Source organism: Aquirufa ecclesiirivi, from assembly GCF_011250515.1.
GTDB classification, from domain to species: domain Bacteria; phylum Bacteroidota; class Bacteroidia; order Cytophagales; family Spirosomataceae; genus Aquirufa; species Aquirufa ecclesiirivi.
In genome coordinates this window covers 445,040-459,225 of the sequence record NZ_JAANOP010000002.1, presented here as the reverse complement: position 1 = coordinate 459,225, position 14,186 = coordinate 445,040, and the positions used below count along the sequence as shown (strand labels likewise).

The 14,186-nt window shown below is 38.3% G+C and carries 16 protein-coding genes; 8 read left to right on the top strand and 8 right to left on the bottom strand.

All coding sequences use genetic code 11. The features are described from left to right. Positions 1-202 (bottom strand): transposase (locus tag G9H65_RS05335; RefSeq protein WP_166374295.1); only part of this gene is annotated, 202 nt, incomplete at its 3' end. 228 nt (positions 203-430) lie between these two features. Between G9H65_RS05335 and G9H65_RS05330 the strand changes: the two genes are divergently transcribed. Further along, positions 431-916: a methylated-DNA--[protein]-cysteine S-methyltransferase gene (locus G9H65_RS05330; protein WP_166374294.1), complete on the top strand. Its 486-nt coding sequence runs from the start codon at positions 431-433 to the stop codon at positions 914-916. Between the two features lie 14 nt (positions 917-930). Continuing rightward, positions 931-2,598 carry a helix-hairpin-helix domain-containing protein gene (locus tag G9H65_RS05325; RefSeq protein WP_166374293.1) on the top strand — a complete coding sequence of 556 codons (1,668 nt, stop codon included), beginning with the start codon at positions 931-933 and terminating at the stop codon, positions 2,596-2,598. Here the strand turns inward: G9H65_RS05325 and G9H65_RS05320 are convergent. Next, a complete protein-coding gene (locus tag G9H65_RS05320) occupies positions 2,595-3,317 on the bottom strand; it encodes an LOG family protein (RefSeq protein ID WP_166374292.1) in 723 nt (240 codons plus the stop codon). The two genes, G9H65_RS05325 and G9H65_RS05320, sit on opposite strands and share 4 nt — an antisense overlap. Positions 3,318-3,398: 81 nt before the next feature. Here G9H65_RS05320 and rpiB point away from each other — a divergent pair, with 81 nt between their 5' ends. Beyond that, positions 3,399-3,836 (top strand): ribose 5-phosphate isomerase B, encoded by a 438-nt coding sequence (rpiB, locus tag G9H65_RS05315; RefSeq protein ID WP_166374291.1) that lies wholly within the window; start codon positions 3,399-3,401, stop codon positions 3,834-3,836. Here rpiB and G9H65_RS05310 read toward each other — a convergent pair. After that, positions 3,833-5,203 carry a hypothetical protein gene (locus tag G9H65_RS05310; protein WP_166374290.1) on the bottom strand — a complete coding sequence of 457 codons (1,371 nt, stop codon included), beginning with the start codon at positions 5,201-5,203 and terminating at the stop codon, positions 3,833-3,835. The genes rpiB and G9H65_RS05310 overlap by 4 nt on opposite strands. Before the next feature lie 85 nt (positions 5,204-5,288). Between G9H65_RS05310 and rbfA the strand changes: the two genes are divergently transcribed. After that, positions 5,289-5,663, top strand: a complete 375-nt coding sequence (rbfA, locus tag G9H65_RS05305; protein WP_166374289.1) for a 30S ribosome-binding factor RbfA — start codon at positions 5,289-5,291, stop codon at positions 5,661-5,663. Between the two features lie 95 nt (positions 5,664-5,758). Next, positions 5,759-6,898, top strand: coding sequence for an ABC transporter permease (locus tag G9H65_RS05300; protein WP_166374288.1), 1,140 nt, complete (start codon positions 5,759-5,761; stop codon positions 6,896-6,898). Here the strand turns inward: G9H65_RS05300 and G9H65_RS05295 are convergent. From G9H65_RS05295 to G9H65_RS05275, 5 genes are read right to left on the bottom strand one after another with little or no spacing between them, the layout of a single operon-like run. Next, positions 6,885-8,123, bottom strand: a complete 1,239-nt coding sequence (locus G9H65_RS05295) for a dicarboxylate/amino acid:cation symporter (RefSeq protein WP_166374287.1) — start codon at positions 8,121-8,123, stop codon at positions 6,885-6,887. The genes G9H65_RS05300 and G9H65_RS05295 overlap by 14 nt on opposite strands. Before the next feature lie 4 nt (positions 8,124-8,127). Further along, positions 8,128-8,574: an SRPBCC family protein gene (locus G9H65_RS05290; RefSeq protein ID WP_166374286.1), complete on the bottom strand. Its 447-nt coding sequence runs from the start codon at positions 8,572-8,574 to the stop codon at positions 8,128-8,130. A gap of 10 nt (positions 8,575-8,584) precedes the next feature. Beyond that, entirely contained in the window at positions 8,585-8,893 is a 309-nt protein-coding gene (locus G9H65_RS05285) for a hypothetical protein (RefSeq protein ID WP_166374285.1), read from the bottom strand. A gap of 4 nt (positions 8,894-8,897) precedes the next feature. Continuing rightward, positions 8,898-9,572: a hypothetical protein gene (locus G9H65_RS05280; RefSeq protein WP_166374284.1), complete on the bottom strand. Its 675-nt coding sequence runs from the start codon at positions 9,570-9,572 to the stop codon at positions 8,898-8,900. A gap of 57 nt (positions 9,573-9,629) precedes the next feature. Beyond that, on the bottom strand, positions 9,630-10,802 hold the full coding sequence (locus G9H65_RS05275; protein ID WP_166374283.1) for a class I SAM-dependent methyltransferase: 1,173 nt from the start codon (positions 10,800-10,802) through the stop codon (positions 9,630-9,632). A gap of 93 nt (positions 10,803-10,895) precedes the next feature. Between G9H65_RS05275 and G9H65_RS05270 the strand changes: the two genes are divergently transcribed. From G9H65_RS05270 to G9H65_RS05260, 3 genes are read left to right on the top strand one after another with little or no spacing between them, the layout of a single operon-like run. Next, entirely contained in the window at positions 10,896-11,384 is a 489-nt protein-coding gene (locus G9H65_RS05270; RefSeq protein WP_166374282.1) for a (2Fe-2S)-binding protein, read from the top strand. Continuing rightward, positions 11,381-13,561, top strand: a complete 2,181-nt coding sequence (locus G9H65_RS05265; RefSeq protein WP_166374281.1) for a xanthine dehydrogenase family protein molybdopterin-binding subunit — start codon at positions 11,381-11,383, stop codon at positions 13,559-13,561. The genes G9H65_RS05270 and G9H65_RS05265 overlap by 4 nt, the downstream gene beginning before the upstream one ends. Continuing rightward, positions 13,561-14,142, top strand: coding sequence for a nucleotidyltransferase family protein (locus tag G9H65_RS05260; protein WP_166374280.1), 582 nt, complete (start codon positions 13,561-13,563; stop codon positions 14,140-14,142). The genes G9H65_RS05265 and G9H65_RS05260 overlap by 1 nt, the downstream gene beginning before the upstream one ends. The last annotated feature ends 44 nt before the right edge of the window (positions 14,143-14,186 follow it).

The following is a 14,186-nucleotide window of genomic DNA, read 5'->3' as shown; positions in this document are numbered from 1 at the left end:
GCGTTTTATTGGTTTTCATAGTGCCGAATTTAGAAATCCATTTGTACACATTGGTGCCTGATACTTCGTATTGTTTACAAATTTCTGAAACACGAGTTCGACCTTGTTCTATTTCTCGAACTTTCTCGATTTTAAAACTGTCACTAAAATGACGAAGGCGTCTTTGCGACACACTTTGAAGATACGATTTTTTGTTTGCCATGGATAATAGATTTTATGTTTAAAATTTTACTTTTAAACGGTCAACCTATTTCAGGCATTGACATTGTATATCATCTATATAGTTGATGATTACTTATTACTTTGGTAAACTTTTGTTCGTATTTATTATAATAATAATTTCTCTTGGGTACATTTAATAATCAAATTACCTGATCAAATTTGTAATAAAATCATTCACCATTCACCATTTACCATTTACAATTAAATTATGTTTTTCTACCATTCTCCCATCGGTTTTATCCAAATTGGTCTTTCTGACAAAGGATTGACTTCCTTGCAATTTGTAGAACAGGGTGGAAATGATGCTTTGTCGGATGATTTGAAGGCTATGCAAGAAGAAGTTATCAGGAACTTAGATGCTTATTTTGAGCAAGCTAATTGGAAGTGGACTTGTCCTATCGATTTTTCATCAGCTACTACTTTTCAAAAGAAAGTTTGGTCTACTTTGTTGGAAATTCCAGTAGGAGAGGTGATGTCCTACCAACAAATCGCTGAGTTAATTGAACAACCCAAAGCAGCGCAAGCGGTAGGGAATGCCAATGCTCAAAATCCTGTTTTGCTTCTGGTGCCTTGTCATCGAGTTATTGGCTCTGATGGTTCTTTGGTGGGTTATCGAGGGGAATTGTGGAGAAAAGAATGGTTGTTAAAACATGAAGGATATCGGGGACTAAGTCAACAATTGAATCTTTTTTAGGCTTATCTTTGGGCATGGGAAATGATGAAATTGTCGACGCACTGGAATTATTGGTGAAACTATGGGATGTCCATGGGGTAAACGAGTTTAAAAGCAAGAATCTGGCTTTTGCAGCCCGCGGACTAGATAAATATCCTGGTAAAATATCTTCACTTTCAGAAACGGAATTATTACAAATACCTGGCGTAGGTAAGTCCATTGTCAAGATTATTTTAGATTTAATTCAAGTTGGTAGCAGCACCGACTTAGATGGAATACTAGAACAAACTCCTCCAGGGATTTTGAACTTATTGAAAATAAAAGGTCTAGGTCCCAAGAAAGTGGGTTTAATCTGGAAAGAACTAGGCATTACCGATTTGGATGATTTGCTTACTGCTTGTGAAGAAAATCGCTTGGAGCAATTGAAAGGTTTTGGAAAAGCAGTTCAAGAAAATGTACAGTTATACATCCAATTCCTCAAGCAAAATTCCAAAAAGCTTCGCTTAGATAAAGCCACTCATTTATCTCAGATCATTCTGGAGCAGTTGAAATCAAAATTCAGTCAAGTTGCCGAAGCCGGGGAGTTATCTCGGAATTGTGAAGTTATTTCTGAACTCGTTTTCTTAGTTGAATCAACGGATATTTTTGGCTCTGGTGCTCTTATTAATTCCATCGATGGGATGGAAGAAGATATCAAAGAATCCTCCCCATTCACCTGGAGAGGAGTATTTCATGGACATCTTTTATCTATTCAAATTCATATTATTTCGCCAGATCAATGGGGAAATGCCCTTTTTCAGCAGGTGGCGCATCCAGAGCATTTGGTAGCCATTCAATTTTATAAGCATTTTCAAGGTAAATCGATTGCCTCCGACAAAGAGGTGTATGAAAGCTTGGCTTTGCCCTACATCATACCAGAAATGCGGGAAGGATTCAAAGAGTTTGAATGGTCGCAAAAGCATCAATCCGATGAGTTGATTCAATATTCCGACTTGAAAGGATGTTTACATAATCATTCCACCTATTCAGATGGTAAAAATACCTTGTTGGAAATGGCTGAGGCTTGTCGGGCACTGGGATTGCGGTATTTTGGTATCGCTGACCACTCTCAATATGCCGCCTATGCCAATGGTTTAAAAGAAGACCGAGTTGTAGCCCAGCAAGAGGAAATAGATCAATTGAATGCCCGATGGAACGATTTTGCCATCTTGAAAGGTATTGAGGCAGATATTTTACCTGATGGTTCTTTGGATTATGATGCCTCTGTTTTAGCGCGATTTGATTATGTGGTAGCTTCCGTTCATGCCCAGTTGGCCATGGATATAGATCGTTCTATGCCACGGGTGATAAAAGCTATCGAAAATCCATATACTTCTATATTGGGTCATCCTACGGGCCGACTGCTCTTAACTCGAGCGGGGTTTCCTTTGCACATGGATAAGATTTTAGATGCCTGCAAGGCCAATGGCGTTAGCATTGAATTAAATGCAAGTCCGTATCGCTTAGATTTAGATTGGCGATACATCTATGATGCCATGGACAAGGGAATTTATGTTTCCATCAATCCTGATGCCCACCAAATAGAAGGCATCAGAGATATGGAATATGGTGTCAAAGTAGGTCGAAAAGGAGGGTTATTGCGCTCCTTAACCTTGAATGCCTTGAACCTGCATGACTTGAAGACCTTTTTTAAAAAGGCTTAGAAGTTTGGTTTCAATAGATACTTGGCATAGAATTCATCAATCACGCGAACAGCTTCGGTAGGAGTGTCTACGATAGAGAATAGATCCAAATCTTCCTCGTTGATATTTCCATGCAGAATCATGGTATTTTTTATCCAATCCATGAGTCCTTTCCAGTAGTCTGTTCCTACCAATACGACAGGGAAACGTCCAATTTTATGGGTTTGAATCAGTGTCAAGGATTCAAACATTTCATCCAAGGTGCCAAAGCCACCCGGCATGATGATAAATCCTTGTGAGTATTTTACAAACATCACTTTTCTAACAAAGAAGAAATCAAAATTGATGTTCTTGTCGTGATCGATGTAAGGATTAGCAAATTGTTCAAATGGCAATTCAATATTTAATCCTACCGATCTACCACCTTCGGTCTTTGCTCCTTTATTACCTGCTTCCATGATACCTGGACCACCACCGGTGATAACTCCATATCCATGTCTTACTAGTTTGGCGGCAATTTCTTCTGCCACTTGATAATACGGATTGTCTGGTTTTGTTCTGGCTGATCCAAATATGGACACACAAGGTCCAATTTTCGAAAGTTTATCAATGCCTTCTACAAATTCACTCATAATCTTGAAAATCCTCCAAGATTCTTCGGATTTTATTTGTGCCCAGGTTTTGTCTCCAAATGCTTTTTTGATTTTTTCTTCTTCGTGCTGCCGATCGTTCTCCAACATAAATTTATTCTTTTGATACTTCGCAAATGTAGGATATATCCGCTTACCTTTGTCAAGAATTTAGAACTAAAATACAAGACAATGAGCTTAACTTTTGCTGTTGGTGGTGATCACGCCGGATTTGACTATAAAAATGATTTGATTGATTTCTTATCTGAAAGAGGAATCACAGTGAAGGATTATGGTACTTTTTCAGCGGATTCAGTGGATTATCCAGATTTCGCGCATCCGGTGGCTTCGGCCGTGGAAAATGGCGAGCAGCGTTTCGGTTTATTGTTATGTGGTAGCGCCAATGGCGTAGCCATTACTGCCAATAAGCACCAAGGTATTCGGGCTGGCCTAGCTTGGAATGTGGAAGTAGCTAAATTAGTTCGTCAGCATAATGATGCGAACATTATTTGTTTACCTGTACGTTTTATCTCTTTAGAAGAAGCAAAAGCTTGTTTAGCAGCATTCATAGAAACTCCCTTTGAAGGCGGTCGCCACCAAGGACGAGTTGGTAAAATCTCGTGTAGCTAAGGATTTTTTTGGTACAAATTGGGGGAGATTTGTCGATACGACTTCCTCAAACTCGGTAAATAGACGCTCAGCTTTTTGATGTTATTTTCTGCATCGTAAATGTAATCTGGAGCGTCTTTTTCGAAATATTCATGCAGTAAAACCACATTTTTATACTGATCTAAATTAGAAAACAGGGGTTTGGCTAAATCCCAATTGACAAATGGACCTACCATTTGGTTTCCTAAATATTCTTCTATTTGAGGTCCCAATACCATTAATCGTTGATTTTTTAAAGTCAAGGTTGGAGCAGGAATGCGCTCACGATCCTTGTTTTTAAGTTCAATTTGTACGTTGTACCAGGTTCCAGCAATTAACAACCAAATAGCTATTTCTTTCAAAATGGAATTAGTGCCTAAATGAAAGATATTCAGTCCAAAATAAGCCAGAGCCGGAAGGAAAAAAAGTAAATTGATACGAATCAAGGATGGAACGGTCAAGGTGGCTAAAATTGCTGTTATGAGCCATATTAAATTAGTTTGCTGTCCTTTTTGCGCATTGGAACGAATTCTTCTACTGCGTAAAACCAACCAAAAACCCCAAATTCCAATGAATAAGGCGGGTGCAAAAACGCCAGCAATTTGTGTAACTTCCAATTGCTCAGGGACCTGAAATTGAAAGGCTGAACGATTGAAAACTTGAATCATGAAGGGTAAGTTTCCATTGATGGAAAAGAATAAGATATTCAAGGAGAAGACCATGAAGAACCCAACAAACATCAGTACTATTTGCCTTAAAGTGATACCCGAATAAAAGAGTAAACTCAACAAGGCCCACACAAAGAATAGGGAATAACTCAAATAGAATAAACTGGCTATAGCGATGTAAATACCTATGAGTATGACACGGTCATTGACAAGTAACGTTCTTTGTTGATAAATAATCTCTCTCCAAGCCAGTAATAAGAAAGTCAAGCCAACCAATGCTGGACCTGGGGCTAAAAACTCTAAGGATAAGTGGAAAATAATGGCGTACATCAAAAAAGGTAAATACCCGATTTGAGGCATCAATTCAAAGCGTTGAATGGTTTGTTGAAATAGAAAACTTTGATAAATAACAATGACAGAAGATATATAAATGTTCCAATGAACCGGAATCGAAAACCATTGTATGATTTGGTAAAATAAGGCAGCTAAAGGGGCTGTATTATCACTGATGTCCTCATAAATCAAAAATCCTTGATTCAATTTTTGACCTAATAAATAATTCTTAATCTCCCATGGAAATGGAGCCAAGCCCCATTGCTGGATATAAAATAAACTTATAAGCCAAATGGCCACCAACAAAAGGGTAGGCAAGATGGAATCAGATTTGAAAATTTGGAACATATTTTTGGAACACCGTCCCTAAATTACGGTTAATCCAATTATTATTCTGAAATTTGTGAGATTTTTAGGTAAAGAAAGGAGAAATATGGAAAGCAAGCGTCAACAAAAGTTTGGTCGACAAATACAAAAGGATTTAAGTGATATCTTTCAAAAGGAATTTAGAGAAATTTTTGGCAAGGGGATGGTCACTATAACGGATGTAAAAATGAGCCCAGATTTATCGGCCGCTCGCTGTTATTTGAGCTTTCTTTTGGTCGATGATCCACAGGGTATTGTGGATATTTTAGAAGAAAAAACCAAAGCCATTCGAAATGCTTTGGCTAATCGCATTCGTCACCAAGTACGAATCATCCCACACTTGTCGTTTTATTTGGACGATACTGCTGCCTATGCAGCTAAAATTGAAGCTTTATTTGAAGGATTGGTCATTCCTCCTGCTACTGAAGAGGAAGATAAATAAATTGAATTCCCTTGAATCTACCCTTATTTGTTGCAAAAAGGTATTTTTTCACCAAGTCTAAGGCGAGTTTTATCACCTTCATTTCCCGTATTTCTATGTTAGGAGTCGGCTTGGAGGTTATGGCGCTCATTCTAATTTTGTCGGTTTTCAATGGTTTAGAAGAATTCCAAAAAGGATTATTTAAAACCTATGACCCAGATTTGAAGATTATATCTTCCAAAGATGCCCGATTTACGCTATCTCCCCAACAACTAGTAGCAGCAAAATCACTCAAAGGCGTTCGTTTTGTCAATCCCATTCTTGAAGACCAGGCCCTTATTCGGTATAAGAACAAGCAATTGGTGGTTCGTTTTAAAGGGGTTGATGATGAGTTTTTGAAAGCCGAACGTTTAAAGAAACAAGTGGTAGAAGGCGATTATTTTGTTCAAAATGGAGAACATGCCTTTGCTGTCGTTGGTATTGGTGTGTTTTTAAATATGGGAATGAGTTTTGAAGATGTTTTTACACCCATCGAAGCATGGTATCCCAATCACCAAGCTTTAAAACGATTTACTGTCAATGAGCAGTCTATTCGAAGCAATCACTTTTTCCCTTCTGGTGTAATGGAAGTGGAGCAGTCGTTTGATAATCAAATGGTATTAGTTCCTTTGAATTGGATGGAAGAACTTATGGGTGTTGAAAATCAAATTTCTGCTTTAGAGATTATGGTCGAAGATGGTGCCGATGCGCAACAAATTAAAACAAAACTTGTCGGTTTATTGGGGAATACTTTTCAAGTACAGACTCGAGACGAGCAACATGCCGCCATTTTGAAAGCCATCAAGATTGAAAAATTCTTTGCTTTCTTGATCATGGCATTTGTCATGGGAATAGCTTCCTTTACCTTATTTTATGCCCTTTCTTTATTGGTCATTGAGAAAAAGAAAGATTTAGCCACCTTATTGGCCATGGGTTTTACCAAAAAACAGATGTTCCAAACCTTTTTATTGGTAGGCGTATTAATTAGTTTCTCAGGCGCCATCATTGGAATGATCTTAGGCTATGGCTTAGGCTATATCCAAGAAGAATTTGGTATTATATCTTTGGGAATCCCCAATTCTCTGATTGACGCCTATCCCATCCAAATGCGCTTAGGAGATTTCATCCAAACTGCCCTGGTGGTCATTCTCGTTACTTTTTTGGCTTCCATATTTCCGGCGAGGAAAGCCGTTGAAATGACTTTTAAGCGCTCGTAGGGGGATTGAATTCTCCTTCCCATTTAGATACCACACAGGTAGCTACTCCGTTACCTGCCACAGATGTGACCGTTCTACCCATATCCAAGAATGGATCTACTCCTAATAACAAGGCTATTCCTTCAGCAGGTAAATTAAACATCGTCAAGGTCCCCGCAATAATAACCAGCGAGGCTCTAGGCACTCCAGCAATTCCTTTGGATGTAATCATCAAGGTTAATAACATGGTGATTTGTTGCTCTAAGCTTAAATGTACCCCATAAGCTTGTGCTATAAATCCTGTGGCAAAGGTCATGTACAACATAGATCCATCTAAATTAAAACTATATCCTAAGGGTAAAACAAATCCTACAATTCTGCGACTGCAACCAAAGCGTTCCAATGCTGCTATGGTTTGAGGAAAGGAGGCTTCTGAACTGGCCGTTGAGAAGGAGATTAACAATGCCTCTTTGAGTTCTTTTAATAATGCCCAATAGGGAATTTTATTGAAAATACAGATTAGCCATAAGATGACTACAGTAAAGAATAAGAGGCCGCCTAAGAAACAAATCATTAGATAACCATAACTGATCAAAATACTTAATCCCTTGTTTGCTACCACGGTTGTCATAGCGGCAAAAACAGCATAAGGAGCCACTTCCATCACATAATTGACCATTTTAAAAACCACTTCAGCTAAGTTTTCAAATACATGAATCAGCTTTTTACCGGTTTCACCTATGGAACCAAGAGCTACCCCAAAGAATAAAGAAAAGATGACAATTTGAAGGATTTCATTTTCTGCCAATGCCTTGAAAAAGCTATCTGGGAATATATGTAAAATGAAATCTTCCATGGTTTTTACCTTTGAAGCATCAATTCCCGTGGAAGTTCCTGCTGCAGGCTTTGGCCAAGATTGTAAACTTCCTGGTTGAGTGATATTCACCACAACGAGTCCAGTAACTAAAGACAGTAAGGTGGCGAAATAAAAATATCCTATGGTTTTTAGTCCGATTCGACCAACGGCTTTGAAATCACCTAGTTTGGCAATACCAACTACCAACGTACAGAATACGAGTGGCCCAACAATCATTTTGATTAAGCGAAGGAAAATCTTGGATATTACTTGAAAACGTTGTGCCCACTCATGACTTTCTTCCGGTGAGAATGACAAGTAGAAGTATTCACCTAATGCTAGGCCAAGAATAAATCCTAAAATGATTTTTTGAGTAAGGCTTAATTTCATATGTTTATCGAAGTGTAAGTAAGGATTTATAAAAAGGTTTGCGGTAGGCAATCATCCCCCAAAGTAAGGGATAAAGTAGAATATCTAAAAATTTAGAAGAAGTGGTATACGAAATTTGATCAATGACGAGCGTTTGATTATTCGGTAGTTTCTCTAAGAGATGTTCGTGTTTCCAATAGTTAATTCCCAAAGGAATGCGCCTTCCTTCGTCAATAAAATAGATTTTATCATCACTTTGGAAATCTTCCGTAATTTCTGAGTCCCAATACAAGCTAAAAAAGCCTAATTTGATTTCTAATTGGACTAAATCTCCTTTGCGACAGCCATCAAATCGATTGATGGAAACAGGAGGAAATGGGGGGGATAATTTGCTTAGTAAATCTTTATCAAAAAGAGCCCAAACATATTCAATTGGTGAATTAATAGGAGTTTGGACTCTGAATGATGGCATAAGGCTGAGTTTACTTAATCATATAACTTACAAGACTTAGCAATGTTGAGAAAATCGTTTTCACGCCTATAACAATATATTTAGTCCAATGACTTCTCTCTTCATTCAATTGCGCGTCTTGTTGATTATCCTCTTCCTTTTTTTGGACTTGAATAAATTCTTTTTTTGCTGAACTACTCAATGGGTGCTTAAATTGCTTAGTACTATCAATTCCCACAAAATAGGTTTGTGGTCTCATGGCAGAATATTCCACCAATCCAAAACTACTCGTCATGATGTAGATCATGACAACTCCCAAAAAATGAATGGATTTTTTCACGGGTTTAGTCTTTAATTTTCTTTTTTGCTGATTCTACTGCTTGGTTTTGAAGAATTAAAGCATCTTCAGTTGCTTTTTGATCTAATTTATTTTGCTCTTGGTTAGCGAGTAATTTCTCTTTTTCTAATTTCGCTTCTTCTAATTTCTTCGTTAATAATTCGGTTTGCTTTTTATTTGCCTCTAATTCTCTAACAAGTCTTTCTGCCGATTTCATGTTTTTTACCTTTTGACTAGTCAAATTTGCCAGCTTTTGCTCTTCCTTTCTTACGGCTTCCTCTAAATTCAGAATCTCAATAAAATCCTCTAACCAAGCGGTGGCCTCTTTAAATTGGGCATGACCCGTTTGAATGTAATCATCTGGGCCTAAAGCGATGGAAACAAATAATTTTGTTTTATTATTTTCTTCCGAAATTTTAGACAATAAAGGGAATGAGTTCTTAGAAATCGATGTAATACGCGTATCATAACTATTGATAGCTCCACCTTTTCCATTTTCTACTCGACCAAACTTCTTTAAATAGTTTTTCCAGCTTTCTATGGCGTATTTTTCCTCTGTAGCTAAGTAAGTAAAAAAACCTTCTTTTTTGGAACGCTCAATCTCCGTCATACCCGAAAATATTTGAGCTTGACCTATGAAGGCTCCGAAAACAAATACTGCTAGGAAAAAATACTTAGACATAGACTTAATTTGTTGAATATAAAGAACAAAGGTAAATTTTTTAGTCAAAATACGAAATCAATTTAATGGACATTTTTCCGTAAGTGCCAGGACATTTTTTTGATGCTCATCTTGAAAGGCAAATAGCGTCCAAGGTCCCCCTTCTTTTATCTTCCATTTCTTTCGTATTTCTTCTGGACTCATCGGAAAGTTTCTTGTACTGATGTTGGCTTTTCCCGAAGGAATATGTGCCTCAATCCATTTTTTATCTGGATTTCCCTGAGCTATTACTTTAAACTGTCGACCAGGAAATGAAGCCTCTCTTTCAGGCGAAGTATACAAATGGGTATTAAGCCCTAATTTTATTAGTGGATCTCCCGCTATTAATTTAAAGAAACCAGCTTTTAGTATACCTGCATGAGGTTCGTATAAATATTGATCCAATGGCCCCATTTTATTTGGTGCTTTACGCTCTTCGCTTAATTTTCCTTGATATATCAGACTATTACTTAGACTTAATTCATGGATTTCAATAATTGGATCCATTGTAGCGTGTTGCGATTTCAGAAATAGTAATTCCTTTACCTCATTTTTCACTCCGATAATCCAAACTTTATCTACTCCTTGTAAACTTTGTATAGCTCGACTGATATCAAGAAGGGGACTAGTTTTAATTAATAATTGAGTGTTCCCTTCAATATAGGGTAATAGTTCAAGCACATTGGGTTCACAATCTTCCAATAAAATGACTTTTTCTCCTTTGGAACCCCTTCTAGCAGGATCTAGGTAAATATAATCCCAAGTCGAAGTATGCTTTTTCATATAGTCTATCCCGTCACCATGTAAATGTTGTACGGAATCTCCCAATAATACCCCATGATTGAATTGAGTAATTTGGGCTAATTTTTCATCCCTTTCTACATACGTCACGGAATGCCCCAACTGGGCAAATGCCCATGAGTCGACACCCATACCTCCCGTTAAGTCAATTATTTTTCCTTGAATCAATTTAGCCTTGAAAAGTGCCGTAACCTCTGAAGATGCTTGTTCTAAGTTTAATTGGGGAGGGAAAAATACTTCTTCTTGAGCTATCCAAGAAGGTAATTTTTGTGCTAACTTCTGCCTAGCTTGAATCTGAGGAACCAATTTACCTAAGGAAATACCCTTGTTTTGTCCCTTTGACAGACTTAACTGATATGGGTCATCGTGGGCATGTTCTTGAATAAATTTGATTTCTTCTTTGGATAGCATCTTGCAAATGTAAAGCCTTATTTAATTTTCCCATCTAAGACGAAATGAATTTGATTTTATTGTAAATTTATCATCTAATCTATAATCAAAGCCATGAGTAAGTACAGCATCAAACTTAATGGGAAGAAACATCTAGTCGATGTAGCTTCTGATACGCCCCTTTTATGGGTAATACGAGATGAAATTGGGATGACAGGGACCAAATTTGGATGTGGGATGGGGCTTTGTGGCGCCTGTACTGTTTTATTAAACGGAAAACCCATTCGCTCTTGTTCAACGCCGATATCAAGTATTAAGCCGGAAGATAAATTAATTAGTATAGAAGGTTTATCTACTACTTCGAGTCATCCAGTTCAATTGGCTTGGATAAAAGAACAAGTTCCACAATGTGGTTATTGTCAATCGGGTCAGATTTTAGCTGTTGCATCTTTATTAGACTCCAATCCAAATCCAACGGATCAAGATATCGATACTGCTTTGGCAGGAAATATTTGTCGATGTGGTACCTACCAAGACATGCGCAAAGCCATACATGCTGCCGCCAAATCTATGCAAAGCCAATCTAAAACAAAATCCAAATGAGCGCAAATACAACAAAGCAAACCTCGAGAAGAGATTTTATCAAGATAAGCGCCCAAACGGCAGCTTTTCTTGCTATTGGTTTTGAAAATTTAGCCAATGGAAAAGGGGTGAAAGTCAAAAATATGGCTCATGAACCACATATTGGAGTTGAAATAAATCCTTATGTACTGATCAACGAATCAGGGAAAGTAACTTTATTTAATGCAAGACCCGATATGGGTCAAGGTACATCCCAATCGATCCCCATGCTGATAGCTGAGGAATTGGAAGTTCGTTTAGATCAAGTTGAAATAGTTACTTCAGACGGTTCAGCCAAATTTGGCTCTCAATTGTCAGGAGGCTCTTCATCCGTAAGTACCCGATATTTACCTATGCGAACAGTCGGTGCTGCTGTCAAAGAAATGCTTGTACAGGCTGCCGCAAATCAATGGCATGTTCCAGTAAGTGCCTGCTATGCCAAAGAAGGACGTGTATATCAAAAGAATAAATCCATCAGTTTAGGTTACGGGGAATTAGTAGCCTCGGCAGCTAAATTACCTGTGCCTACTAATCCTATCCTTAAAAATCCTGCCGATTTCACCCAAATTGGTAAATCCATTCCAAGACCTGAAATTCCTTCCAAAGTGAATGGAACCGCTAAATTTGGTATGGATGTCGTTATACCTGGTATGCTATATGCGAGTATAGCTCATGCTCCAAGTATACATGCCAAAGTAAAATCTTATCAAGGAGAAAAAGCAATCGCTAGTCAAGGTGTAAAATTTGTACTTAAAACGGAGCGTAAAATGCCTCATGCAAGTACAGAAGCAGTAGCCGTATTAGCTGATTCCTATTGGTCTGCTCTAAAAGGGAAACGACTGTTAGATATAGAATGGGAGAGTACCGCTGCTGATGACATGAATACGGAGAAGTATTTTAATCAATTGAAAGAAGCAGGCAAATCTCCTGGTTTTGAATACAAAGAATCGTTGACAGGGGATGTGAATAAAGCATTTGCTGGAGCTAATCAAGTCATTGAGGCATCCTACCAAACACCTTTTTTAGCACATGCGCCCATGGAGCCCGAAAATGCTACCGTTTATGTGCAAGATGGTAAAGTGGAAGTGTGGGCACCTGTACAAGGTCCCGATTCCTTGGTCACTGAACTAGCAGCTTATCTAGGTATTAAAAAAGAAAACGTTAAAATTAATGTTACTTTCTTAGGAGGAGCCTTTGGTCGAAAAGCCTATTACGATTATGTCTTGGAAGCAGCGCATTTATCCAAGCAAATTAATGCTCCAGTTAAAGTCGTTTGGACTCGAGAAGATGATACTCAACAAGGACCTTTCCGTCCTGGAATGTTATCTGTGATGAAAGGTGCTTTAGATGCACAGGGTAAGGTGCTGGCTTTTGAACATCGCTTAAACGGAGCTTCTATTTTAAATCAAGTATTTCAAGTTCCTATTGACAATGCTCCTGATCCATGGGCAGAAGAAGGTATCAATTTACCCGATAGTCCATATACTTTCCCCAATAGAAGAAACTCCTTTAGTCTAGTTAAAACCAAAATCCCCATTCTTTGGTGGCGCTCGGTGTATGCTTCAACTAATTTATTTGGTCAAGAATCCTTCATCGACGAATTAGCTCATCAAGCTAAAAAAGACCCTTTGGCATTTCGATTAGACATGTTGGCTGGTTCTCCTCGATTCATAAGTGTTTTAAAGAAGTTAGCTGAATTGTCGAATTACCAACAACTAAAGGCTCAAGGAAAAGCCGTAGGTATTGCCATCGCTCGTTCCTTTTCTTCCATCTGTGCTCTCGCCATCGTAGTAGAAAAACAAGGAAATGGAGTGGTTATTAAAAAAGTATATTCGGTGATTGACTGCGGTGTGGCCATTAATCCTCGAAATATTAAAGCCCAAGTGCAAAGTAATATTACCATGGGTTTAACAGCTGCCATCAAGAATGAAATTACCGTGGTACAAGGACAAACCCAGCAAAGTAATTTTCATGACTACGCTGTGCTTCGACAAGGTGAGATACCTGAAATCGAAGTATTCGTAATGACTAATAACGAAGCACCAGGAGGTGTAGGAGAACCTGGTCTACCCCCAGTAGCTCCTGCCTTATGTAACGCAGTGTTTTTAGCCACTGGAAAGCGAGTAAGGACCTTACCATTTGATATCTCAAACGTCTAATGATTGGAGTTCTGTTAGCAGCGGGGTCTTCCTCCCGACTAGGTGAGCCTAAGGCTTTAATTCAATTAGGTCATAAAACATTAGTAGAAAGGAGCTTGCAGGTTTTGCAAGCTCCTTTTATTGATACCATAGTCGTGGTGCTGGGAGCAGAAAAAGATTCCATTCGTTCAATTATTTCTCAGGAAAGTGTAGAAATACAGGAAAGTCAAGAATGGGCTTTAGGTCAAGGGAATACCTTATCTGAATGTATGAGAGCATTGGCACCTCGGAAAGAGCCTGTTCTCGTCATGCTCGTAGATACTCCATTTGTCCAGGAAAAACATCTTCAAGCCCTGGTTGAAGCTCATGAATCAAATCCGAGCCATGTCATGATCTCTTCATTTCAAGGTCAATCTTCTCCGCCTGTTTTGATTCCTTTTGAGCACCAACAGAAATTATATGATTGGAAGGGAGATAAAGGATTTGGGCCTTTTTGGAAATCTCATCCAGACATTTGTCAATGGATTTCTTTCCAGGAAGAATTCCGAGATTTAGATACAGTCGAGGATAAAAAGTATTGGCAGGAACATTGGGATAAATAGACCAAATAAATCGGAATAATCCTGATGTAATCGTTTCCCTCCAA

Excerpts from the sequence above, each read along its gene's own strand:
- rbfA (WP_166374289.1), top strand. The coding sequence starts at position 5,289 with ATGGAAAGCAAGCGTCAACAAAAGTTTGGTCGACAAATACAAAAGGAT.
- G9H65_RS05275 (WP_166374283.1), bottom strand. The coding sequence starts at position 10,802 with ATGCTATCCAAAGAAGAAATCAAATTTATTCAAGAACATGCCCACGAT.
- G9H65_RS05260 (WP_166374280.1), top strand. The coding sequence starts at position 13,561 with ATGATTGGAGTTCTGTTAGCAGCGGGGTCTTCCTCCCGACTAGGTGAG.
- G9H65_RS05295 (WP_166374287.1), bottom strand. The coding sequence starts at position 8,123 with ATGAAATTAAGCCTTACTCAAAAAATCATTTTAGGATTTATTCTTGGC.
- G9H65_RS05310 (WP_166374290.1), bottom strand. The coding sequence starts at position 5,203 with ATGTTCCAAATTTTCAAATCTGATTCCATCTTGCCTACCCTTTTGTTG.
- G9H65_RS05280 (WP_166374284.1), bottom strand. The coding sequence starts at position 9,572 with ATGTCTAAGTATTTTTTCCTAGCAGTATTTGTTTTCGGAGCCTTCATA.
- G9H65_RS05300 (WP_166374288.1), top strand. The coding sequence starts at position 5,759 with ATGTTAGGAGTCGGCTTGGAGGTTATGGCGCTCATTCTAATTTTGTCG.
- G9H65_RS05330 (WP_166374294.1), top strand. The coding sequence starts at position 431 with ATGTTTTTCTACCATTCTCCCATCGGTTTTATCCAAATTGGTCTTTCT.
- G9H65_RS05325 (WP_166374293.1), top strand. The coding sequence starts at position 931 with ATGGGAAATGATGAAATTGTCGACGCACTGGAATTATTGGTGAAACTA.
- G9H65_RS05320 (WP_166374292.1), bottom strand. The coding sequence starts at position 3,317 with ATGTTGGAGAACGATCGGCAGCACGAAGAAGAAAAAATCAAAAAAGCA.
- G9H65_RS05270 (WP_166374282.1), top strand. The coding sequence starts at position 10,896 with ATGAGTAAGTACAGCATCAAACTTAATGGGAAGAAACATCTAGTCGAT.
- rpiB (WP_166374291.1), top strand. The coding sequence starts at position 3,399 with ATGAGCTTAACTTTTGCTGTTGGTGGTGATCACGCCGGATTTGACTAT.
- G9H65_RS05290 (WP_166374286.1), bottom strand. The coding sequence starts at position 8,574 with ATGCCATCATTCAGAGTCCAAACTCCTATTAATTCACCAATTGAATAT.
- G9H65_RS05265 (WP_166374281.1), top strand. The coding sequence starts at position 11,381 with ATGAGCGCAAATACAACAAAGCAAACCTCGAGAAGAGATTTTATCAAG.